Source organism: Acinetobacter sp. YH12144 (assembly GCF_013418345.1).
GTDB classification, from domain to species: domain Bacteria; phylum Pseudomonadota; class Gammaproteobacteria; order Pseudomonadales; family Moraxellaceae; genus Acinetobacter; species Acinetobacter amyesii.
In genome coordinates, this window is record NZ_VPCD01000020.1 from 1 (window position 1) to 20,755 (window position 20,755).

Here is a 20,755-nt window from a genome sequence, read left to right on the forward strand (position 1 = left end):
TGAGGATCAGAAAGCTTGTTTGAATCGATGTATTTCATCCGCAGATTATGCACGAATGCTAAGAAATCCGGAGTGCAAATATTAACCAAAAAGAAGATCGTTTTTTGATTTATGAAAGAGATCTAATAAAATTTGAAAATGTAACTAAGGCAATACTATCTAATTTTATATTTATTCTAATATATGCATTTTAGGTGCAAAACAATAAATAAATTTTTAGCATTGAAATAATGCTTTAATATAAAATTAACCTAAATAAAATCTATTTTATTTATAATTCCCCGACACCTTCACATAATTCTGCGCTGAATAAGGCAAGAACGCTTTTTCTTTATCTGTTAAAGGTCGAACTTTCTTAACGGGACTGCCCACATATAAATAACCACTTTCTAGAACCTTATTAGGTGGAACCAGTGAACCAGCACCAATCATCACATCATCTTCAACAATTACATCATCTAAAATAATCGTACCTATACCCACCAAAACACGATTACCAATACTACAGCCATGCAATTTTACATGATGACCAATTGTGACATCTTCACCAATAATCAGTGGAGAACCCTCAGGCTTATCGGCTTTTTTATGACTCACATGCAACATTGAGTGGTCTTGCACATTAGAGTTTTTACCAATACGAATATGGTTTACATCACCACGAATCACAGCAAATGGCCAAACAGAGACATTTTCAGCCAATACAACATCGCCAATCACCACTGACATTTCATCGATATAGCAAGAGTCAGCAATACGTGGAACAGTGTCTAAATAAGGGCGAATGTTTTGGCTCATAGGAAAGTCATCTACAGGTTTTTAGGCAGTATAAAATAAAAAAGCACCTAGACCGAAATCTAGATGCTTTCACTTTAGTCTTAATATCGAGTTTTCATCAAACTTAGAATAAGTTGCTAAAGAATTGTTTGATGTGATCAATCATTTTTGCAAAGAAACCAGCTTCTTCAACATTTTGTAGAGCTACAAGTGGTTTTTCAGCAATGACTTTGCCATTAAGCGTTGCAACGTATTTACCGACCACTTGACCTTGTTTTAAAGGAGCAGTTAATTTTGGTTGAACAACCAATTGAGTTTTAATGGCGTTCGCTTCGCCTTTAGGCATCGTCACGTTAAAGTTTTCAGCTAGACCTACTTGAACTTCATTGTCTTTACCGTACCAAACTTTTGCTTTTGCAAGCACTTGTTTAGCAGGTTGAACTTTTACAGTTTCAAAGTTTGCATAACCCCAAGCTAAAATTTCACGTGTTTGAGATGCACGCTCGTTCATGCTTGGCGCACCAAAGATCACTGAAATTAAACGTAAAGGACCACGTTTAGCTGAAGTCGTTAAGCAGTAGCCAGCTTCTTCAGTATGACCAGTTTTTAAACCATCTACACTTGGGTCAGTATAAAGCAGGGCATTACGGTTGCCTTGCTTAATGCCATTGAACGTAAATTCTTTTTCAGAATAGATCGGATAGTATTTTGAACTGTCATGAATGATATGTTGCGCTAGAGTCGCCATATCTTTGGCAGTCGAGAAATGACCTTCAGCTGGCATACCTGTCGCATTGATGAATTGAGTATTCACCATGCCAATACGTTTCGCTTCTTGGTTCATCATGTGGGCAAAGGTGCCTTCATTGCCAGCAATATGTTCTGCCATAGCTTTAGAAGCGTCGTTACCCGACTGAATGATAATGCCACGTAACATTTCTAATGCAGTTGCAGTACCGTTGAGCGGAACGTACATACATGACTCAGTGCTACTGCCGCGACACCAAGCCGACTCATTCATACGTACTTTTTCATTTTCAGTTAGTTCACCGCTTAACAACTTTTGTTCAATGATGTAACTAGTCATCATTTTTGTCATTGAAGCAGGAGCTAATTTTTCGTTTTCATTTTTAGAAGCAAGGATTTGCCCTGTCTCATAGTCCATCAGCACATAAGATTTATTATTTAATTCAGGTGGTGCAGAAAGGACAGTTGCCGCGAATGAAAAACTAGGTGCAAGTAGTAATGCGGCAAGGGCGGTTTTTCGGGTCATTCTGGGTGGTTCCAATAACTTAGGTATAAGCACAAAGAGCCTAGCATTTTAGGACAAAGCTAGGCTGACTTCTACGGGTGAGAAAGGCTTATTTTAAAAGTATTGTAACCAATTGGTATTATTTGCTGTAAGCAGTCAATTCTTTGCAAATCGCACCATTTTTCTTATCGCCAGCTTTCTTTGCATCAGACTGCGCTTCTTTTAAAGCGTCTTTAAAACTTTTTTGTTTGCTGAGTTGCTGTAAAGCATTTACTGGGTTCTTTTCATTCGGCATATATTCTTTAGCTAATTTTGCATAACCCGCTTCAAACTTTGGTTGATCTTTGTCATTCACCAATTTTGGGCAGACTTCAGATAGTACATAGATAGCTGCAAGTTCTTGACTAGTCACTTGAGGTGTAGGGGTGACTTCAATTTTTTCATCTGCGGCATGTGCAGACATGGTAGTGAAAGCAAAAGCAGAAAGGCTAAGGGCACAAAGAGATTTTACAAAGGAGTTTTTCATTTAAATAACCTGTTAAATAACCTAAAAGATATCAAATAGCTAAAATTTATTAGCCAAGCTTAATCATATTTTGGGTAGAGATCAGTAGAAAATTGTATTGAAGCTGTTTAGAAATCAATACATTGTGAAAGAAAAAAGGATGAGGCTATAAGGCTTCATCCTTTTTTTGGCAGGTTTGATGCAATTAGGACTAACCTATTGAGAGGGCGTCCAAATCTGAATGATCAATTAACCTTCATAATTTAAAACGTCATCACAAACTGATTTTTGTTCAGCTTTATCAGTTTCTTTAGCAGCTTGACGTGCTTCTTCAAGAACTGATTTATATTCGCTGTCAGACTGTAGTTTTTCTAAAGTCATTGATTTATCAGAATAATCAGCAAGATATGTTTTAGTGAGTGCTTGAATGTTGGCATCAAATTTTGCATTTTGACCAATAATCGCAGGGCATACTTCTAACATGACTTGTGCAGATGCAATGTCTTCTTTTACGATGGTATTGGCTTCTTCTTGAGTGAAGTCATTGTCTGCGACCACAGTTTGAGTCATGCAAGCTGCTAGAGCAAAGCCCAATAAACCACGAAGTGCTACGGTTTTATTCATTTTGTACACACACATTTATGCTGGATGTTGAAATGTAAATATATATAATTATTCATATATTTCAATAAAATGTTCTTGCGAGTCATTTTTAATTTTTTAGTAATGGAAATTTAGTTGTGAATATATTAATTGCCAATGATGATGGCGTTTTTGCTCCCGGTATCCAAGCTTTAGCACATGCATTGCGTCCTCTCGGTCGTGTGGTGATTGTTGCACCTGAAAGTGAACGCAGTGGTTTTTCAAGTGCACTGACTTTAGATCGACCATTACGACCTGTCGAAATTGCACCAAATATGTGGGCGGTAAATGGCACACCTGCGGACTGTGTGTATTTATCAATGAATGGTCTGTTCGATTTTGAATTTGATTTGGTGGTGAGTGGGATCAATAGCGGCGCAAATCTGGGTGATGATGTGCTGTATTCAGGGACGGTCGGTGCCGCATTTGAAGGTCGTCTAATGAAACAACCTGCGCTAGCCGTGTCTTTGGCTGGGCCGAATGTGCGTAGTTATAACAACCCTGAAGATTATGCCGTAGCTGCACAATGGGTGCATGACTTTATTGCCAATGGCTTACCTGCGCTACCTGCACGACATATTTTTAATATCAATATTCCAGATGTCGCTGAACTTCAAGGCACTAAAGTGACCTATCAAGGGCGACGTTTACAGTCCAAACCGATTACCAGTCATGTAGACCCGCGTGGTCGTCAAGTCTATTGGATTGGCTTGGCAGGTGAGGCTGTGGCAGAGCCTAAAAAAGGCTTAACCGATATCGAGTCAGATTTCTTTGCCGTGGCAAATGGTTATGTCAGTGTAACGCCTATACAAATGGATGCTACAAACTATGAGATTTTGAATAACTTACACGCAGAGTTATCTAAAATTTAAGTATTAGTGTTATAACTTTGTGAAAATGGTTATGCCGCAACTTTTTTAGAGTGGATTTTTGCTAATCTTAGCCCATTCATAATGACTATATTTGAATTATTAGTGAGGAAGATGATGTCCCTGGTGTCACAATATCGCGTTATTACCGCTCCTGCAGCATTATTTAAGACCCTTGTTTTATCTGCTGCTGTGGTTACAACTTTGGTCATGACTGGCTGTGCGTCAAAACCACAAATTAATAATGCGACCCGTTATGCGACTGCTCCGGATTATTATACAGTTCGTTCGGGAGATACTTTAAGTGGCATTGCCGCTCGCTATGGTTTGAGCTATGTCAGCATCGCAGAAATGAACGATATTGCCCAGCCTTATCGCATCTATGTTGGACAATCCATTCGCCTTAAAAATAGTGGCTCTCGTCGTACGACGTCTACACAAGCCATGACTCAAGCGGCACCAATTCAACGCCAAACGATTGCAATGCCAACGCAAACAGCGCCCGTGACTCAAGCTTCAACCACACCATCGACAGTGACTCGAACTACAGTTCCAACGCCTGTGGTCAGTTCTTCAAGTTTACGTTGGGTGAGTCCAGTATCGCGTCCTACGGTATTACAAGGCTATAACTTAGCATCGAATGTGAAAGGAACACGTTACGTAGGTAATACAGGTGATCCTATTTTTGCAGCAGCTGATGGTCAAGTGGTCTATGCAGCCGATGGTCTTAAAGAGTACGGCAATTTAATTTTGGTGAAGCATATTAATGGCTATATCACTGCATATGCACATAACAGTAAAATGAATGTCAAAAGTGGCGATACTGTGAAAGCAGGGCAGCAAATTGGTGAGATGGGTTCATCGGGTACCAACCGCACGATGCTTGAGTTCCAAGTGCGTTTAGATGGTAAACCAATCAATCCAACTTCAGTTTTACCAAATAATTAAATATATAATGCAAAAGCAAAATATCCCCGTATAATACAATGAGTTGCTTTTATCGAAAGATGAAGCTTCTCATAAGTTTATGAGGGAAATTTATGTTAGATCAACTTCGAGCAATGGGTGTCTTTGCTTGCGTTGTGGAAAAAAATTCGTTTAGCGGTGCTGCTCGTGAGTTAGGTATTACCACGAGTGCCGTGAGTCAGCAAATCCGCTCACTAGAGCAGGATATGGAAGTCATTCTTTTACATCGTTCAACACGTAAGTTAAGTTTGACAGAAGCTGGACAAGCTTTTTTTCATAGTTGCCAAGAGATGCTATCTGCCGCAGAGCGCGGCAAAATTCGTATCAATGAACTTCGTGACGACTTAGTCGGTGAATTACGTATTGCATCGACACCAGAAATTTGTGCGAATCATGTGATTCCTGCATTGTCACATTGGATGTCGGCACATCGCGGTTTATCCGTTCATCTAGAAGCAGATAATCAATATATCGACTTAATTGATGGCCGCATTGATATTGCGTTACGAATGAGTTCAAAAATTGATGATCAACAGTTTCATGTGGTGCCATTGGCACATGTTGAACAAGTTCTCGTTGCAGCACCAAGCTATATCAACCAAACCAGTTTAATTACACGACCAGAAGATTTACAAAATCATGATATGGTTCAAATAAATTTGGTTAAAAACTTTCAGCATTTTGCATTTGAAAATGCAGTGACTAAAGAGCAGGTTGCATTGGATGTGCACTCCCGATTTACAACAAATAATGTATTTGCTGCAAAAGCAATGTGTCAACAAGGACATGGCATTGCAAGAATATTATATCTAGATACGCAAAAAGACTTATTAAACGGTTCTCTTGTTGAAGTTTTACCAGAATGGCGTTTACCATCATTTACTCTATATGCGGTGATGTCTAAACGTGATCAACAGCCTACTAAAATTCATCGTTGCCTAGATGCATTAAAATTGTATTTCAGTCAATTACCAGGCGGACGTGTATACCAAGAAGCCTCATAAAAACAAAAAAATTTGAAGAAGATATAAAAAAAGCCGCAATTAGCGGCTTTTTTTACTTTCGGCACATATTACGCTAGAAAGTTTTTCACCATTTTAACAATGCGTTCAATCAAGATATCCGCTTGTTTTTTATTGATGTTCAGCGTAGGTAATAAACGAATCACAGAGCCTGCTGTTACGTTAATAATCAAGTGATGCTCATCACGTGCAATATTCACAAGTTCGCCACATGCTTTAGGTAATTCAATGCCGACCATTAAACCAAAACCACGAACAGTCACGTTTTGCTCTGCAAGTTGCTCTGTGAATTGCTCAACAAGATACGCACCCATATTTGCAGCATTTTCAACAAGGTTTTCTTTTTGAATGGTATCAATCACGGTATAAACCACACGTGAACCTAATGCTGTACCGCTATAAGTTGAACCGTGGTTACCCGCTGTTAAAACGCCAACACCACGACCTTGAGTCATGACTGCGCCGATAGGGAAGCCATTACCCAGACCTTTAGCTGTAGTTAGCACATCAGGAACAATATTAGTGTGTTGATACGCAAAGTATTTACCTGTACGACCATTACCTGTTTGCACTTCATCAAGCATCATTAACCAGTTGTGCTGATTACAGATTTGACGAATTTCTTCTAGGTAGCTAAAACCCTGAGGTGCAGTATTTACACCACCTTCACCTTGGATCGGCTCAACCAAAATCGCTACGATGTCAGGGTGGTGAATCGCCGCTTCCTCAATCGCTTCGATATCACCGAAAGGTACACGGATAAAACCTTCAACCAATGGGCCAAAGCCTTCTTGAACTTTTTTGTTACCTGTTGCAGATAAGGTTGCCATGGTACGACCATGGAAAGAATGATCAGCAACGATAATTTTTGGTGTTGCGACACCTTGCATATGACCAAATTTACGTGCAATTTTGATTGCACCTTCATTTGATTCTGCACCACTATTTGAGAAGAAAACCTCTTCCATACCCGCAACTTCTGCTAATTTTTGCGCAGCAGCCGTTTGCCAAGGCACTTCAAATAAGTTACTGGTGTGAATGAGGGTCGCTGCCTGTTCAGCAATTGCTGCTGTAATTGCAGGATGTGAGTGACCTAAACCACAAACAGCGATCCCTGTCAGTGCGTCTAAGTATTCTGTGCCATCTGCAGTATACAGGTGAGCACCTTGACCTCGGACAAAGCTGATCGGTTGGCGGCCAAAGACTGGCATCAAGTGCGATGGTTGATCAGTTTGTACTGGGGCAAGGGTAATGTTATTCATGACTAACTCTAATTTGTCAGGTGATTGAAATAATATAGAGGAGACGCCATATATATATGAGCATCAAGAGGTCTATATAAGCAAAATATGACTCACTTGAAAAGCTGAAATGTAAATAAAACGTGAAATATTGCTTTAGTCATATTGTTTTACTCAGTTTTGGGTATAATGCGAAGCAGATTTATTGAGGATATATCAATGACTGAACAAGCACGCGATACAGAAGCGTTAATTCGTGACCAAATTGCTAAACACGCAGTTCTACTTTACATGAAAGGCACTCCACAGTTTCCACAGTGTGGTTTCTCTGCGCGTGCAGTAGAAGCGCTCAGTCAAATTGGTCGTCCGTTTGCTTATGTAAATATTCTTGAAAATCAAGATATTCGCGCAACTCTTCCACAAATTGCAAACTGGCCGACTTTCCCACAATTATGGATCAATGGTGAGTTGATCGGTGGTAGCGACATTATGCTTGATATGTTCCAAAAAGGTGAATTACAACCTTTAGTTGAACAATATAGCCCAGCTCCGGAAGCTTAATTGGATATGTATTTGATGATTTTAATCATTGGATACAGATAAAAATAGCGCCTTTAAGGCGCTTTTTTTATGACTTAATTATCAAAAAAATCGGAGTTTATGCGTTTTCCACCATCCTCATAGGCATTTAAAGCACAATGAGTGGTGGAAAAATCAACAAATGAATAAACTCATCGAAGATTTATGACGGATTGTCTTCAGTCGGACTTTCCTCAATGACTTGCTCATTTTCAGCAGTACTGTCTTGAGCTTCAGACTTCTTTGCCTTTTTATCTTTGTCCTTTTTTGACTTCTTCTTTTTTTTCTTTTTCTTTGGCTCTTCTTCCTCAAACTCAGCACCATCTTCAATCGCTTGCCAGTATTCAAGTTGCTCCATGACAGCAGCGTAGATTGAGCCTTTGCTATAACGACCTTTTTTATCAAGAGTGCCTACTGGACGCGCCATCAAAATTTCTAATGCTTGGTCAATGGTATCTATGGCGTGAATATGGAATTGACCTTGTTGCACAGCTTCAATCACATCTTTGCGTAACATCAAGTGCTGCATATTTTGGCGTGGAATAATCACACCTTGCTTGCCTGTTAACCCTTGTAATTTACATGCATCATAGAAGCCTTCAATCTTGGCATTTACCCCCCCAATCGGTTGAACTTGACCCAATTGGTTCATTGAACCGGTGATTGCCCATGATTGATCGATCGGTAATTGGCTAATAGCGGAAATAAGAGCTGAAAGCTCTGCAACAGTTGCGCTGTCGCCATCTACTTGGCCATAGCTTTGCTCAAAGGCAAGGGCAGCAGAAAAATGTAAAATTTGTTCACGACCAAAGTGTGCCTTTAAGAAACTCGACATCAGCAGGACGCCTTTGGCATGTAAAGAACCACCGAGTTCTACACTACGCTCGATATCTAAAATATCGCCGCCGCCTTGATAAACCGAAGCCGTTAAACGTGACGGTAAACCAAATTCAACATCAGCATATTGAATCACAGAGAGGGCGTTAATCTGCCCGAATCGATGACCTTTGGTTTCGATTAACTGTGTACCGCGAGTGAGATCTTGCCAATATAATTCACGTAAGTAGCCTAGACGGTATTTACGATGATCAAGAGCGGTGTTGATATGTGTTTCTGTCACCATTTTATCGCCAGCAAGTGCTGCATGATGATGTGCTTCACGAATCAAATCACCTAAGGTGAGGGCATGTAATGACAAAGAGCTTTGATCTTCAGCTTGACGACTTGAATCAGTTAACAGTGCAGCAAGTGCTGTACGGTCAAATGGCAGAAGTTTGTCTGTTTGCACATAGTCAGCAATCAGCTGCATATATGCCTGCTCATTAATGTCATTACGTTGTAATGTATCGGTAAAATCGGCACGAATTTTAAAGACACTGCCCAGTTCTGGTTCGAGTTCTAAAATATCGTAATAAATATCAGGTTCAGCAAGCAGGATCACTTTGATATTTAAATCAATAGCTTCAGGCTCAATCGAAATACTGCCTGTCAATGTAAGCATATGTTCAAGTGAAGACAGCTTTAAATGTCCTGACTTTAATGCACGTTTTAGACCTTGCCATGCATAAGGCTGCTCTAAAAGTTGTTCAGCTTCCAAGATAAGGAATCCACCATTGGCCTTATGCAGTGCACCAGGACGGATTAATGTAAAGTCTGTGGTGATGGTGCCATTTTGGGTCAGTTGTTCGACATGACCTAGCAAATTGTAATGGGTTGGGAAATCTTCAAAAATAACGGGCGCACCAGCATTTGGTTTGTGTGTGGCGATAATGTTAGCTTGGTAGCGAGATGGCACGCGGTTAAATAGGCCAGGTGTAAAGTCATCTTCTTCTTGCTCAAGCACAAACTCAACATTTTGAATGATGTCATCTGCATATTGCTTCAGATAATCTTCCAAGCCTTCAACCATGCTGAATTTATTTTGAATTAGATCAATACGCGGCATTACAACTTGTTTAGCAATTTCACGGTTTAAAACCTGAACTTTATCGCGTGCGTCATCTTCAAGATCACCAAGATGTAGACCAAGGCGTTCAAGTTTTTTATCCATATAACGGACGTTTGACGCAATTTCAGCACGTTGTTTGCTGCTTAAAGCATTGATGTCTTCTTTCGACATTTCTTGGTATTTGTTATCGACCAAATGCATCGGAACGAAACAATGATCATCATCCTGAGAAATCAGTTTAAGATCGAGCTCTTCACCTTCTCGGGTTAATTCAACTAAAGCAAGATGTTGTTCATCACCAGCATGTTGGCGAATCATTTCAATGCGATTGTGATAGGTTTCTGCGGTGAAGCGACGTTCAAGCTGTTTTAATATAGTTTGCCAACTTTGATGTAATAACGCTTGGAATTTTGTCGCTTGACCAGAAGGAAGTTTTAGCGCAATCGGTTCACGCGGAAACTTAAAATTATTGACATAGACCCAGTCTGAAGGCGTTGGCATATTTTTAGCGTGTTGTTGTAATAAGCGCTTAATCATGGTGCGCTTACCTAAGCCTGCGGTACCTACAGCAAAAATGTTATAGCCTGAATAGGGTAATGCAATGCCAGCCTCGACCGAAGCTCGGGCACGATCTTGTCCTAAAAAGTCATTAAGTGGTTTGATCCGCTTGGTAGACGTTGGTATTTTTTTTAGCTCAGGTGTATGCGTCAGCTGAAGTGGCTGCAACTGGGTTTTAGTTAAAGTATTCTGTATTTCGGGTTGATCAAAAGCGCTCTTTAGTGTCGTTACTGTTTCTGCTAAGTTTTTTGTGTTGGCTTCATTAATGGTAGTTGATAAAGAAGAGTGAATTTGTTCAAGTCGCTGGGTCACTGTTGAATCCAAAAAACTAAAGAATAGAGATATGTAATTAAGGTATACAGGTTTAATGCCAAAGATCAAGCAACAGCATGCGAAATATCGATAAAATAAAACAATGATTTCATAAATGTTGTTGAAACCGTTGTCATTAAGCGCTTGAATAGCAACATTCGATTTTGACAAAAATAACTGAGTCATGACAACACAAGCTTCAGGATGGAAATCTGCTTTTACTGCATTTTTAGACCGACGTGCGCTGATTATGCTTTTTCTTGGCTTTTCGGCCGGTATCCCAATTTTACTGATCTTTTCCAGTTTATCGCTTTGGTTAGGTGAAGCAGGAATTGATAAAAGTGCAGTGACTTTTTTTAGTTGGGCAGCGCTTGGCTACTCATTTAAGTTTGTTTGGGCGCCATTAATTGATGAGTTGCCTGTGCCATTTTTAACTAAACAACTCGGACGGCGCCGTGCATGGTTGTTGATCGCTCAGGTTCTCATTATCTGTGCAATTTGTATCATGGCATTTTCAGACCCAGCTTTAGGGCAAAGCTATATTTACCAAATGGCTGCTGGAGCCGTATTACTTGGTTTTTCTGCCGCAACGCAAGACATTGTGATTGATGCGTATCGTATTGAGTTGGCAGAAACTGAAATGCAGACCGTTTTAGCTTCGACCTATAATGCAGGTTATCGTATCGGCATGATCGTGGCAGGTGCAGGGGCGTTATTTTTGGCTGCATATTTAGGCACGGCCAAAGGTAACTATATTTATGAAGCTTGGAAATATACTTACCTTGCAATGGCTGCTGTGATGGTTATCGGTATTATCACAACTTTATCGATACGTGAGCCGCAAGTTGACCGTGTACAAAAGCATTATAAACGGACCGACTATTATCGTTTAGTCGCTGTATTCTTTGCTGCGGTGGTTGCCTTTGTCTTGAGTTATATCTATTCAGGTGTAGCGGTTGAAAGCTTGAAAGAGCAGTGGCAAATTTCAGACTCATTCGCCTTGTTCTGTTTAGAGGCTGTACGCTTTATTGGTTCAGCTGTGGTTGCTTTTGGTGTCGGTTCTGTTTTAGTGAAATCGGGTGCTGTAAATAAGCAGATGGCATTTGAAACTTGGGTTAATCCAGTTGCAGATTTCTTTAAGCGTTATGGTCTAAAACTGGCTTTAGTGTTGTTGTTACTTATTGGTTTTTACCGTATTTCCGATATTATCGCCGGCGTCATTTCTAATGTGTTTTATCAAGATTTAAACTTCACCAAAGAGCAGATTGCCGAAGCTGTAAAAGTCTATGGTGTGATATTTAGCTTGGTTGGTGGCTTCCTTGGCGGTTTGCTAGCGCAGCGCATGAACATTATGAAATTGATGTTTGTTGGTGCGATTTTAGCAAGTTCAACAAACTTGATTTTTATCGGTCTGGTCAAATCAGGTCAGCCATTAAGCGATGTCACTGTAAATGTAGCAGGGCAGCAATATACAGCGACGCCGGATGACACGGGAGCTTGGGCAGTTCAAATTCCAAAAGCAGTCTTGGCGGCTGATCAAAATATTCAGGTCAGTGCGGATTATCAGTCTAAGAATCAACATCCAGTACAGGTGAGTTTGCCGTATCTGAATAATGCTTTTGAAAACTCAGCAATGATGTTGCTGCCAGTGACTTCAGATAACACGATTTCAGCTCAAGAGACTGCAAATAGTATCGTGGTCCGTGGACAATACTTGGCAGGCGAGTTAAAAGAAAATCAAAAAATTCAAATTATTTTGGATGCTAAACCATTCGACGCGAAGCTTGATAAAACTGGTGTTTTTAGTGCTGCAATTCCAGGGCAAGCGCTCGAAACAGCAAAGCAAAAAACATTAACGGCTCAACTGCTAGAAAATGATGTAGTGAAAAAGAGTGTCGATTTAACATATCAAGTGAATACAGCGGCCAATATGGCGGGTGTGCTTGGTGTTGATATTCAACCGATTAATTTGGCTAGTGCTGAACAAAATGTGGACATCAAAGGTAAGGTCATTAAGCCTTATAGTTCGCTGTGGCTATATTTCGCGATCATTGTCGATAACTTGGCGTCAGGTCTTGCAGGCGCGGCATTTATTGCATTTTTATCGAGCTTGACCAGTGTTTCTTTCACAGCGGTTCAATATGCCATCTTTAGTTCATTAATGACTTTAACCCCTAAAATTTTAGGCGGTTACTCAGGTACGATTGTGACCAATATCGGTTATCCAAACTTTTTCTTGATGACGACTTTAATTGGTATTCCGATTTTAATTTTAGTGGTTTGGGTCGCCAAACTATTGAGAGAACATGAACAGAAATCCAATTCATAATTCAATTTAACTTGAAAAAGCCTATTCAGTTTGAGTGGGCTTTTTTATTCTAAGCTACTAAATAGCCTAAGCAGGTCTACGGTTTTGGACAAGGATATTTGAAATAAGCGGGTATATGCGTTCTAGACTTAAATTGAACTTTGCATGTTAAATCCCTATAGTATTCAGACATAATGATAGATTTAGGAAACTCGATTATGCGCATGCTGCATACCATGTTACGTGTAGGCAATTTAGAGCGTTCATTGGCGTTCTATACTGAAGTACTCGGTATGACTTTGCTTCGTAAGCGTGATTATGAAGAAGGTCGTTTTACTTTGGCATTTGTGGGCTATGGTGATGAAGAAAATCATACTGTACTTGAGTTAACGCATAACTGGGATACGGAGAGTTATGAATTGGGTAATGCTTATGGCCATATTGCTATTGCAGTAGATGATGCCTACAAGGCTTGTGAAGAAATTAAAGCACGTGGCGGAAACGTGGTACGTGAAGCAGGACCAATGAAAGGTGGTGTGACCGTCATTGCCTTTGTTGAAGATCCAGATGGCTATAAAATTGAGTTGATCCAACAAGACTCAAATGCACGAAATAATTAATCTGCAATCATTAATATAAAGTCATATGTAATGCTGAATATTCTTATTATAAATATTTTTGAGTTGAGCTCACTATCAACGTTTAAAATAATGAATATATCGGAGAAAAGCTGGCTTTATTTACATGGCCCAGTAAGATGAAATTTACTCAATGGTAAATTTAGCTTATTGGGCATTTTTTTTGCCGATGAGCTTTAAAGGGAAATTTGTACAGGATGTTGTTATGCTGAAAATGTTGGCTTTGGATCGTTTTACCATTCTACTTTTTGTAATGGTCATACTTGCGACTTTTTTGCCTGTTAGTGGTCAAGCTGCAGAAATCTTTGGCTATATTACCACGGCTGCAATTGCCATTTTATTTTTTCTCCATGGTGCAAAGTTATCTCGTGAGGCTGTGGTTGAAGGCATAATGCATTGGAAGTTACATGCTTTAGTTTTTGCTTTTACCTTTGCATTATTTCCATTATTGGGTTTAATGGCGAAACCAATCCTCGTGCCGATGTTAGGGCAAGAGTTGTATTGGGGTTTTTTGTTTATGTGCTTTTTACCTTCGACAGTACAGTCTTCTATTGCATTTACTTCGGTAGCACAGGGTAATGTTGCTGGCGCAGTCTGTAGTGCATCATTTTCAAATATTATTGGGATGTTTATTACCCCAGTGATGGTGGCCTATTTTATTCTTGGTCAGTCACAACATAACTACGATCCGACAGCATCTATTATTCAAATTACGCTGTTATTACTCATTCCCTTCATTTTAGGGCAGCTCCTCCGTCCTTGGGTGTTTCCTTATATGAAGAAAATGCCAAAAATCGTCAAGGTATTTGATCAGGGCTCAATTTTGATGGTGGTCTATGGTGCATTCAGTAGTGCAGTGGTGGCAGGGCTATGGCATCAAGTGAGTGGTATGACCTTATTCCTATTGATTGTGGCGTGCTCAGTCCTGTTAACGATCATTATGTTATTGGCGCTATATGTACCACGTTGGTTGGGCTTTAGCCGAGCTGATCAAAAGACGATTTTCTTTTGTGGTTCTAAAAAAACCTTGGCGAGCGGCGTGCCCATGGCACAAATTTTATTTATTGGGCAGCCGATGGGGATGATAGTTTTACCGATTATGATCTTTCACCAAATTCAGTTGATGGTCTGTGGTGTGATTGCCAACCTTTGGGCAAAACAAAGCCGTGGGCAAGAATAGGGCGAGATGAGTACGTCCTTTTAAAATACCTTATATAGATGAAAAAAAATCATGAAAATTAAAAGAGGCTTCTTCATTTTATTCTTGGGTTTGAACACAGTCGTTCATGCCCAAGAGGATTTATCCGTAAATAGTAACCGTGATGTCATTGAAAAAATGCCGCTCATCAGCCTGCAGCCCATGTTGGATTTTTGTCGTGATCGACAACCACAGATGAATACGGAATTAGATCAGGCTTATCAAGCTGCCAAGCTAAAATTAATTGCTGCGGTTCAGGCTGTCCGTTTTAATGGTGTAGAGCCATTAAAAGCAAAAGATGTTGATTTGCCAGTCGATGCACAATTTAAACAGCAGCTTCAAGGCATGTTAGAGGGCATGAGCAAATCATTACAGCCAGTAAATGCAGCGACGTTTTGTCCTGCATTTATTGAAAAATTAAAACATTTTGATCAAGCGCAATTTCAGCGTACAGTCGAATTACAATATCAGAAATATTTAGAGCAAGCTCAACCTAAAGAGTAGAGTGATTCAGCCTTGAATATCTATTTATTAACAATAAAAAATCAGCTATAATTTGCCCCAACTTGTTGTGCTTAGCTCTGGCGGTATCCGTCTCGGTGGGCCAAAAGAATGGTCTGTTATGGTGTTGGTCTGCTTTTTTAAGCCTTCCTTGTAGTGATGCAAGAGTGATCAATTGCGATGACAGCTAAACCTTCTTAAATCTTAGGAGTAATCGACGATGCGCGCCGATATTCACCCAAAATATGAAACTTTAGTTGCTACATGTTCATGCGGTAACGTAATTGAAACTCGTTCAGCTCTTGGTAAAGAAACTATTTACCTAGACGTATGTTCTGCTTGCCACCCATTCTACACTGGTAAACAGAAAAGCGTTGACACTGGCGGTCGTATCGACAAATTCAAACAACGTTTTGCTGGTATGTCACGTTCTATCAAACGTTAATATCCAAAACGAAAAACGGGCTTTATGCCCGTTTTTTTGTGCCGATAAAAAAGATAAACCTTAAATCGGCAATGTTCAGAACCTTATTGGTCCTGAACATCGATGAGATGGTCGAGTTTCTTCTGGAAATAATCACCTTGAATAAAGCGAGCTTCGACATTCCAAGCATTGGCAAACAGTGTCATGTCATTTAATTCACGTAACATGATTTCAACAGTTTTGATTTCATGATAAGTGGTAATTTTTTCTTGGAGCTCTTGGCACGACTTATCGTTTGCAAGCATTTTGGTCAAACTTGAATCTAATGTTAAGCAGTGAACATCCATTTGGCGTAATAATGATTCACTAAACATCGAATGACCAAAATTACGTAAAGCCAGTTCGGCACCATTTTTACGAAGTTCAACAAATGCTTTTTGAGCGGCATCGATATTGAGCTGAATGTCTTCTTCGGCAAATTGTAAAATAAGTGGATTTTTCAATTTACTACGAATGATGGTAATCAGTTTCGAAATAAACTCAGGGAAGGTGCGGTCGCTATATAGCACTTCTTTGTTCAGGTTAACGATTAATTTAGCTTCAGGGAACTGAGTGATGAAGTTGTGTAGCTGTTTACACGATTCAACCAAGATCCAACGATCCAACTTAATGGATAGCTCTGAGTCTTCAGCTAACTCACGCAGTTGGGCGATATCTTTCCATTTATTTTCAAAAATAAAGCCGCTGGTTACTTCATAAGTATAAAGATGAGAATCTTCTTTATCATACAGTTGTTGATATTTAAGATGAATTTCACCGCGTTCTAAGCAGTTGCGAAGGGCCTTAATAACAGGAGCTTCATCACTAACGACAATCGGTGCAATTTGCGCTTCTGGTGTACCAAAATCCAAACTTGGAATATCAATTTCTAATGGAATCGTTAAATCGATTTCAGGTGCTTGTTGGTTGGTTGGTAGCGCAGTATTAAAGGCTTTTGCAACAAAGGTTTCAAAATGTGCTTCATCACGAATATCGCTGTCTAAAACACTGTATCCTATGCGTAAATTTAATGGATAAGTTTCATTGTTTACACTGAGCAATTGAGGTTTGCTCAGGGTGTTAAGACCAATCAACTTAGAATCAAGTTTGAGCTGATTATCCGCTTGGAATAAGGCAACGATTGCACCATTATCTAAACTAAATAATGGAGCATGAGTCTGATCTTTCAAGAAGTCTTTAATATTGGTGAAATAGCTCTTATAGGTATTCCAATCTTTTTGAAAAATCGCATCTGAGCAAGAAGCCAACGTAAATAGCACTAATGCATTTACATTGGCAGGTTGTTGGCCGATGGTACGGTTGAGTTGTTGAAAAGCTTTTGGTTTTTGTGGGCTGGCTTCAACTGGCGCGGTGCTTACAGCATTGCTGCTTTGACTGCCAATTTCAATTGCGAGCTGTAAAGCATCTTCTTCAGCCGCGGCAATAAAGTCGAGTTTTAGTGGGTTTTGCCCAGCCACTGCGATATTTTGTGAAACGAGATCAAAACGTCCTAAATCGAGCTGCCCTTGGCTAATTTTTTTAAAGCGTTGTTTAAAGTCGTTGAGGTCAGAAGGTTGTAATAGATCGAGCAGGGGCAGACCAATTACATCATCTTCATTTTTTAGACCAAATAAAGTGAGATATTCAGCATTGGCTTGAATATGAATACCTTCTTGAATCACGGCAACCGCTTTACGACTATCTTCAACTAAAGACTGGGTTTGGATTTGAGCTGTTTCGAGCTCTTCCATTAAATGTTGCTGCGATTGTTGTAGGCGACTAAAGGATAAAGCACGGATTAAACCAAAATAGAAACTCTCAGGTTCAGCAATATCGACAATGTCATAAATCCCTTTTTTGACTAAACTTGCATATTGTTCTGCTTGATAGTCTTCGGGTTTAAGTAAAATAATCGGTAAATTCGGTTGGCTCGATAGTTGAACTAAACTTAAAGCTTGTTCATATTTTAAATCATAAGCACGTCCAAAAATGATCAAGTCCCAATTGAGATTCAGCTGTTTTTCGAAATTTTGTAAATCATCAAGTAATATGGCATGAACTTGATGTTCGCTGTCTGTCAATAAATCACGTATCTGGTTAAAACGTATTTGATTATCATCAATAATGAGTAATCGAGTTTCCGTACGTTTTAGTTTTTTGGATAGTAATGGATTTCTCACTTTAATGCTTCCCATAAGTCGTTATTTTTGATCTCATTGCTCTGTTTCGCAATATAGTCTTTAACGACATTTTCTTGCTCTTCATTCAATAATTCATATTCAAAGCGAATAAAGCTTTGTGTCACCAACTGCGCTTTGGTGAGATAGACTTTGATGTCTTCTTTGCCTAAGCGAAGGTGGATCGTTTGTTTCTCTCGGAAGAGATTTGCCCCAGGTAAAATTAAGGTCGTAGACACTTGATCAAGTTGTGTGGTCTGTACCAATAAAGCAGGTTGATGATTTGTTGTATTGCGGTCGGTACGAATATGGGCTGAACATGGATACAAATCTTGAGCCAGTACTTCGAGACCCAATTCCAAACTTTTTTCAGTCGATTGTTTGATCCAACGAACAACACCGCCACGCCATTGGCTTTGAGCATTTTCTTGGATCAAAATAAATTCGCCGGTTTTTAAATTAGCAGGGGTAGGGCCAGTCCATTTAATGCGATAACCATTCACACTAATATCTAATACGTCAGCAGTATGAATTTGTTTTGCTTCACGATCTAGCGCTTTCGCATTAGTCATGCCTGTTGGCATATTTGAATCATGCGAATTGACAAAAGAGGCTTCATTGTGGAATTGATAATTGCCTTCCAAATCTAAAGTTTCGTGGAAGTTTTTACCTTTAGAGAGATAGAAATGCGCCACCATTAAGCTAAAGCAAATATTAATTTGCGCAGAATATTCATAACGTTCATGACGGCGTTCAGTGTTGTTGGTCAAAATATTATGAATATGGAAATATAGCGCTGGAGTTAAAAATAACTTTTCATTTTTAGATAAATAATTGGCATTTCTAGTTTGCGTTTCGGTCAAATGATCGAGCAAGTTTTGCGTTGAAATGTATACATTGGCTTGATAAGACCGATCTTGTTTCGAGTTATAAATCGGTGGGTGATCTTTTTTCGTGTCTACAACATAGCGTGAAAGCATGGTTTCTTTCGGTAGGATTTGAACCAATTTTGCCCAGTCAAAGCTACATAAATACAAACCTTGGATTTCAGCAGGGCGAATCTGATGATTATTGAAAATATCTAATAAGATTAATTGTGCATAAGCTTGAGCAATATTTGCAATTTGATGTTGAGTACCCAGTAACTGATTGACATTACTTTGATAGAAATTGTGTTCAATGGCACATTCAATCAGTTGATGTGCCGCAATCCATTGACCTGCAGTCGGTGTGGCATACAACATATGTTGTTGATACAACAACAGTGTCAGTTGTTGCAACGCATAGTAGATTGATGCAATTCGAGCGGTTTGTAAGCTTTTTTTATGACCGAATGAAAAAATCGAAAACTTTTGTTGATTAAGCTGCTGATTACATCGTTTGGCAATATCAATATAGATTTTGGCAAAGTGACTGCGTAAAAGCATCGCCAATTCAATGATTTGGTCATTACGATCCGTGGTAATGAGGCTTTGATTGGTAAAGTGTTTTTCTAAGCTTGTGAGCACACTTTCCATAGTCGGATGTAAAATTTGAACCAAATCAAAACGTAACATCTCTTGGCATTTCAGCTCGGAGATTTCAAGTAAGGCATTGAATAAAGCTTTAGATGAGGTACCCAATTGTAAAATTGAAATACCGTTTAACCACTCTTGCAGACCTTTAGCATTGGTCGGACAAAAGCTTAATTTATCCAGCTTTAATTCAGTCGGATTGTAAAACGTATCTGAAGTATGCGTGGTCATCTTTATTATTTAACTCAAAAAGTTGAAGCCCCAAAAAGCGGTGTCTTGTTTTTTTCGCCCGCTATTTCCCGTACAAGTTTAGGAACCAAATAACCTGGTAGGTTCTCTAAAACTTTTTTATAAATTAAATCAATATCCTGAGCTGGTGTATCAAAATGATGAGCACCTTTTACTTTATCCAGAACATGTAAATAATATGGCATTACACCTGCGTCGAATAAGCGGTAACTTAAATCGACCAATACATCTGCAGAATCATTAACCCCTTTTAATAAGACTGCTTGGTTCAGCACGGTGATTCCTTGTTTGACAAGCTGTTGAAGCTGGCTGCACGTGAAGTCATCTAGCTCTGATGGATGATTTGAGTGTACCACTAGAATAATGCGTAGCCTACTGTTTTTTAAAATAGAAACCAGCTCTTCATCGACACGGTTGGGGATTACGATAGGAACTCGTGAATGAATTCTCAAAAATTTAATTTGTGGCAAAGTCGATAAACGTTCAATCCACACTTGAAGTTTACGATTTGATAGTGTGAGCGGGTCTCCACCACTTAAAATCACTTCATTAATATCGGGTTGTTGTTCAATATATTGTTTAATGTTTGCCCAATCGTCATTTTTAGGCAGGTTTTCTTGGTAGGGAAAATGCCGGCGGAAACAATAACGGCAATGGACCGCGCAGGCACCGGTTAAAGTCAGTAAAAAACGAGACTTGTACTTATGTAATACACCAGGCTGTTGGTTGGCTTGTTCTTCACCTAATGGGTCAGTGACAAAACCAGTGTGTTCTTCAAGTTCCAAATGATGCGGTAGGACTTGGAGTAAAAGCGGATCGAGCGGATTACCTTTTTGCATTTTTTCAACAAAAGCGCGCGGCGCGCGTAGGCGAAACTCATCTGCTGCAAACTGAGCACCCGATAATAACTGATCATGCGAAAGTTCTAATACATCGAGTAATTCTTGAGGATTTGTTATCAAATCACTCAATTGGGTTTGCCAGTTTTGCTCTTGAAATAAATAGTTTATCATGCCGATTGTTTAAAAAATGCAGA

18 protein-coding genes are annotated in these 20,755 nt (G+C 39.5%); 9 read left to right on the forward strand and 9 right to left on the reverse strand.

The window, feature by feature from the left end:
* Nucleotides 1-267 precede the first annotated feature (267 nt).
* The 4 genes from FTU79_RS12940 to FTU79_RS12955 all read right to left on the reverse strand — a co-directional run bounded on the left by FTU79_RS12940 (nucleotide 268) and on the right by FTU79_RS12955 (nucleotide 3,158).
* Nucleotides 268-798 (reverse strand): gamma carbonic anhydrase family protein, encoded by a 531-nt coding sequence (locus FTU79_RS12940; RefSeq protein ID WP_180050528.1) that lies wholly within the window; start codon nucleotides 796-798, stop codon nucleotides 268-270.
* Between the two features lie 103 nt (nucleotides 799-901).
* Nucleotides 902-2,050 carry a D-alanyl-D-alanine carboxypeptidase PBP5/6 gene (gene dacC, locus FTU79_RS12945; RefSeq protein WP_078191838.1) on the reverse strand — a complete coding sequence of 383 codons (1,149 nt, stop codon included), beginning with the start codon at nucleotides 2,048-2,050 and terminating at the stop codon, nucleotides 902-904.
* Between the two features lie 118 nt (nucleotides 2,051-2,168).
* Nucleotides 2,169-2,555: an MCR_0457 family protein gene (locus FTU79_RS12950; protein ID WP_111884221.1), complete on the reverse strand. Its 387-nt coding sequence runs from the start codon at nucleotides 2,553-2,555 to the stop codon at nucleotides 2,169-2,171.
* 228 nt (nucleotides 2,556-2,783) lie between these two features.
* Nucleotides 2,784-3,158, reverse strand: coding sequence for an MCR_0457 family protein (locus tag FTU79_RS12955; protein ID WP_168377836.1), 375 nt, complete (start codon nucleotides 3,156-3,158; stop codon nucleotides 2,784-2,786).
* Nucleotides 3,159-3,274: 116 nt separating this feature from the next.
* Here FTU79_RS12955 and surE point away from each other — a divergent pair, with 116 nt between their 5' ends.
* From surE to FTU79_RS12970, 3 genes are all read left to right on the forward strand, one after another.
* On the forward strand, nucleotides 3,275-4,048 hold the full coding sequence (gene surE / locus FTU79_RS12960) for a 5'/3'-nucleotidase SurE (protein WP_111884223.1): 774 nt from the start codon (nucleotides 3,275-3,277) through the stop codon (nucleotides 4,046-4,048).
* Between the two features lie 114 nt (nucleotides 4,049-4,162).
* Complete coding sequence (locus FTU79_RS12965) at nucleotides 4,163-4,993, forward strand: peptidoglycan DD-metalloendopeptidase family protein (RefSeq protein WP_180050620.1); 831 nt, start codon at nucleotides 4,163-4,165, stop codon at nucleotides 4,991-4,993.
* A gap of 92 nt (nucleotides 4,994-5,085) precedes the next feature.
* Nucleotides 5,086-6,015, forward strand: a complete 930-nt coding sequence (locus FTU79_RS12970; protein WP_180004878.1) for a LysR family transcriptional regulator — start codon at nucleotides 5,086-5,088, stop codon at nucleotides 6,013-6,015.
* Between the two features lie 68 nt (nucleotides 6,016-6,083).
* Here FTU79_RS12970 and FTU79_RS12975 read toward each other — a convergent pair whose 3' ends face one another.
* Nucleotides 6,084-7,295, reverse strand: coding sequence for an aspartate aminotransferase family protein (locus FTU79_RS12975; RefSeq protein WP_180050531.1), 1,212 nt, complete (start codon nucleotides 7,293-7,295; stop codon nucleotides 6,084-6,086).
* A 198-nt stretch (nucleotides 7,296-7,493) separates the two neighbouring features.
* Here FTU79_RS12975 and grxD point away from each other — a divergent pair, with 198 nt between their 5' ends.
* Nucleotides 7,494-7,835, forward strand: a complete 342-nt coding sequence (gene grxD / locus FTU79_RS12980) for a Grx4 family monothiol glutaredoxin (protein WP_067762767.1) — start codon at nucleotides 7,494-7,496, stop codon at nucleotides 7,833-7,835.
* A 181-nt stretch (nucleotides 7,836-8,016) separates the two neighbouring features.
* Here the strand turns inward: grxD and FTU79_RS12985 are convergent, their stop codons facing one another.
* On the reverse strand, nucleotides 8,017-10,671 hold the full coding sequence (locus FTU79_RS12985) for an ATP-binding protein (RefSeq protein ID WP_180050534.1): 2,655 nt from the start codon (nucleotides 10,669-10,671) through the stop codon (nucleotides 8,017-8,019).
* 184 nt (nucleotides 10,672-10,855) lie between these two features.
* Between FTU79_RS12985 and FTU79_RS12990 the strand changes: the two genes are divergently transcribed.
* The 5 genes from FTU79_RS12990 to rpmE all read left to right on the forward strand — a co-directional run bounded on the left by FTU79_RS12990 (nucleotide 10,856) and on the right by rpmE (nucleotide 15,761).
* Entirely contained in the window at nucleotides 10,856-13,000 is a 2,145-nt protein-coding gene (locus FTU79_RS12990; RefSeq protein WP_180050537.1) for an MFS transporter, read from the forward strand.
* A gap of 197 nt (nucleotides 13,001-13,197) precedes the next feature.
* Nucleotides 13,198-13,599 carry a lactoylglutathione lyase gene (gene gloA, locus FTU79_RS12995; protein ID WP_078191833.1) on the forward strand — a complete coding sequence of 134 codons (402 nt, stop codon included), beginning with the start codon at nucleotides 13,198-13,200 and terminating at the stop codon, nucleotides 13,597-13,599.
* Nucleotides 13,600-13,822: 223 nt separating this feature from the next.
* Nucleotides 13,823-14,797 carry a bile acid:sodium symporter family protein gene (locus tag FTU79_RS13000; RefSeq protein WP_078190167.1) on the forward strand — a complete coding sequence of 325 codons (975 nt, stop codon included), beginning with the start codon at nucleotides 13,823-13,825 and terminating at the stop codon, nucleotides 14,795-14,797.
* A gap of 51 nt (nucleotides 14,798-14,848) precedes the next feature.
* The gene (locus FTU79_RS13005; RefSeq protein WP_180050539.1) at nucleotides 14,849-15,319 is read left to right on the forward strand and encodes a hypothetical protein; all 471 of its coding nucleotides are present in this window, start codon (nucleotides 14,849-14,851) and stop codon (nucleotides 15,317-15,319) included.
* A 217-nt stretch (nucleotides 15,320-15,536) separates the two neighbouring features.
* A complete protein-coding gene (gene rpmE, locus FTU79_RS13010; protein WP_078190165.1) occupies nucleotides 15,537-15,761 on the forward strand; it encodes a 50S ribosomal protein L31 in 225 nt (74 codons plus the stop codon).
* Nucleotides 15,762-15,844: 83 nt separating this feature from the next.
* Here rpmE and FTU79_RS13015 read toward each other — a convergent pair whose 3' ends face one another.
* From FTU79_RS13015 to epmB, 3 genes are read right to left on the reverse strand one after another with little or no spacing between them, the layout of a single operon-like run.
* A complete protein-coding gene (locus FTU79_RS13015) occupies nucleotides 15,845-17,974 on the reverse strand; it encodes an EAL domain-containing protein (protein WP_180050542.1) in 2,130 nt (709 codons plus the stop codon).
* On the reverse strand, nucleotides 17,956-19,701 hold the full coding sequence (locus FTU79_RS13020; RefSeq protein WP_180050545.1) for a GTPase: 1,746 nt from the start codon (nucleotides 19,699-19,701) through the stop codon (nucleotides 17,956-17,958). Before FTU79_RS13020 ends, FTU79_RS13015 begins: the two co-directional genes overlap by 19 nt.
* 14 nt (nucleotides 19,702-19,715) lie before the next feature.
* Nucleotides 19,716-20,732 carry an EF-P beta-lysylation protein EpmB gene (gene epmB, locus FTU79_RS13025; protein ID WP_180050548.1) on the reverse strand — a complete coding sequence of 339 codons (1,017 nt, stop codon included), beginning with the start codon at nucleotides 20,730-20,732 and terminating at the stop codon, nucleotides 19,716-19,718.
* Nucleotides 20,733-20,755: the final 23 nt, after the last annotated feature.

Bases quoted from the DNA above. Each gene is read 5' to 3' on its own strand.
- FTU79_RS12965 (WP_180050620.1), top strand. From the start codon at position 4,163: ATGTCCCTGGTGTCACAATATCGCGTTATTACCGCTCCTGCAGCATTA.
- FTU79_RS12970 (WP_180004878.1), top strand. From the start codon at position 5,086: ATGTTAGATCAACTTCGAGCAATGGGTGTCTTTGCTTGCGTTGTGGAA.
- FTU79_RS13020 (WP_180050545.1), bottom strand. From the start codon at position 19,701: ATGACCACGCATACTTCAGATACGTTTTACAATCCGACTGAATTAAAG.
- FTU79_RS13015 (WP_180050542.1), bottom strand. From the start codon at position 17,974: ATGGGAAGCATTAAAGTGAGAAATCCATTACTATCCAAAAAACTAAAA.
- gloA (WP_078191833.1), top strand. From the start codon at position 13,198: ATGCGCATGCTGCATACCATGTTACGTGTAGGCAATTTAGAGCGTTCA.
- FTU79_RS12955 (WP_168377836.1), bottom strand. From the start codon at position 3,158: ATGAATAAAACCGTAGCACTTCGTGGTTTATTGGGCTTTGCTCTAGCA.
- FTU79_RS12975 (WP_180050531.1), bottom strand. From the start codon at position 7,295: ATGAATAACATTACCCTTGCCCCAGTACAAACTGATCAACCATCGCAC.
- FTU79_RS13000 (WP_078190167.1), top strand. From the start codon at position 13,823: ATGCTGAAAATGTTGGCTTTGGATCGTTTTACCATTCTACTTTTTGTA.
- FTU79_RS12940 (WP_180050528.1), bottom strand. From the start codon at position 798: ATGAGCCAAAACATTCGCCCTTATTTAGACACTGTTCCACGTATTGCT.
- FTU79_RS12950 (WP_111884221.1), bottom strand. From the start codon at position 2,555: ATGAAAAACTCCTTTGTAAAATCTCTTTGTGCCCTTAGCCTTTCTGCT.
- grxD (WP_067762767.1), top strand. From the start codon at position 7,494: ATGACTGAACAAGCACGCGATACAGAAGCGTTAATTCGTGACCAAATT.
- dacC (WP_078191838.1), bottom strand. From the start codon at position 2,050: ATGACCCGAAAAACCGCCCTTGCCGCATTACTACTTGCACCTAGTTTT.
- rpmE (WP_078190165.1), top strand. From the start codon at position 15,537: ATGCGCGCCGATATTCACCCAAAATATGAAACTTTAGTTGCTACATGT.
- FTU79_RS12990 (WP_180050537.1), top strand. From the start codon at position 10,856: ATGACAACACAAGCTTCAGGATGGAAATCTGCTTTTACTGCATTTTTA.
- FTU79_RS13005 (WP_180050539.1), top strand. From the start codon at position 14,849: ATGAAAATTAAAAGAGGCTTCTTCATTTTATTCTTGGGTTTGAACACA.
- epmB (WP_180050548.1), bottom strand. From the start codon at position 20,732: ATGATAAACTATTTATTTCAAGAGCAAAACTGGCAAACCCAATTGAGT.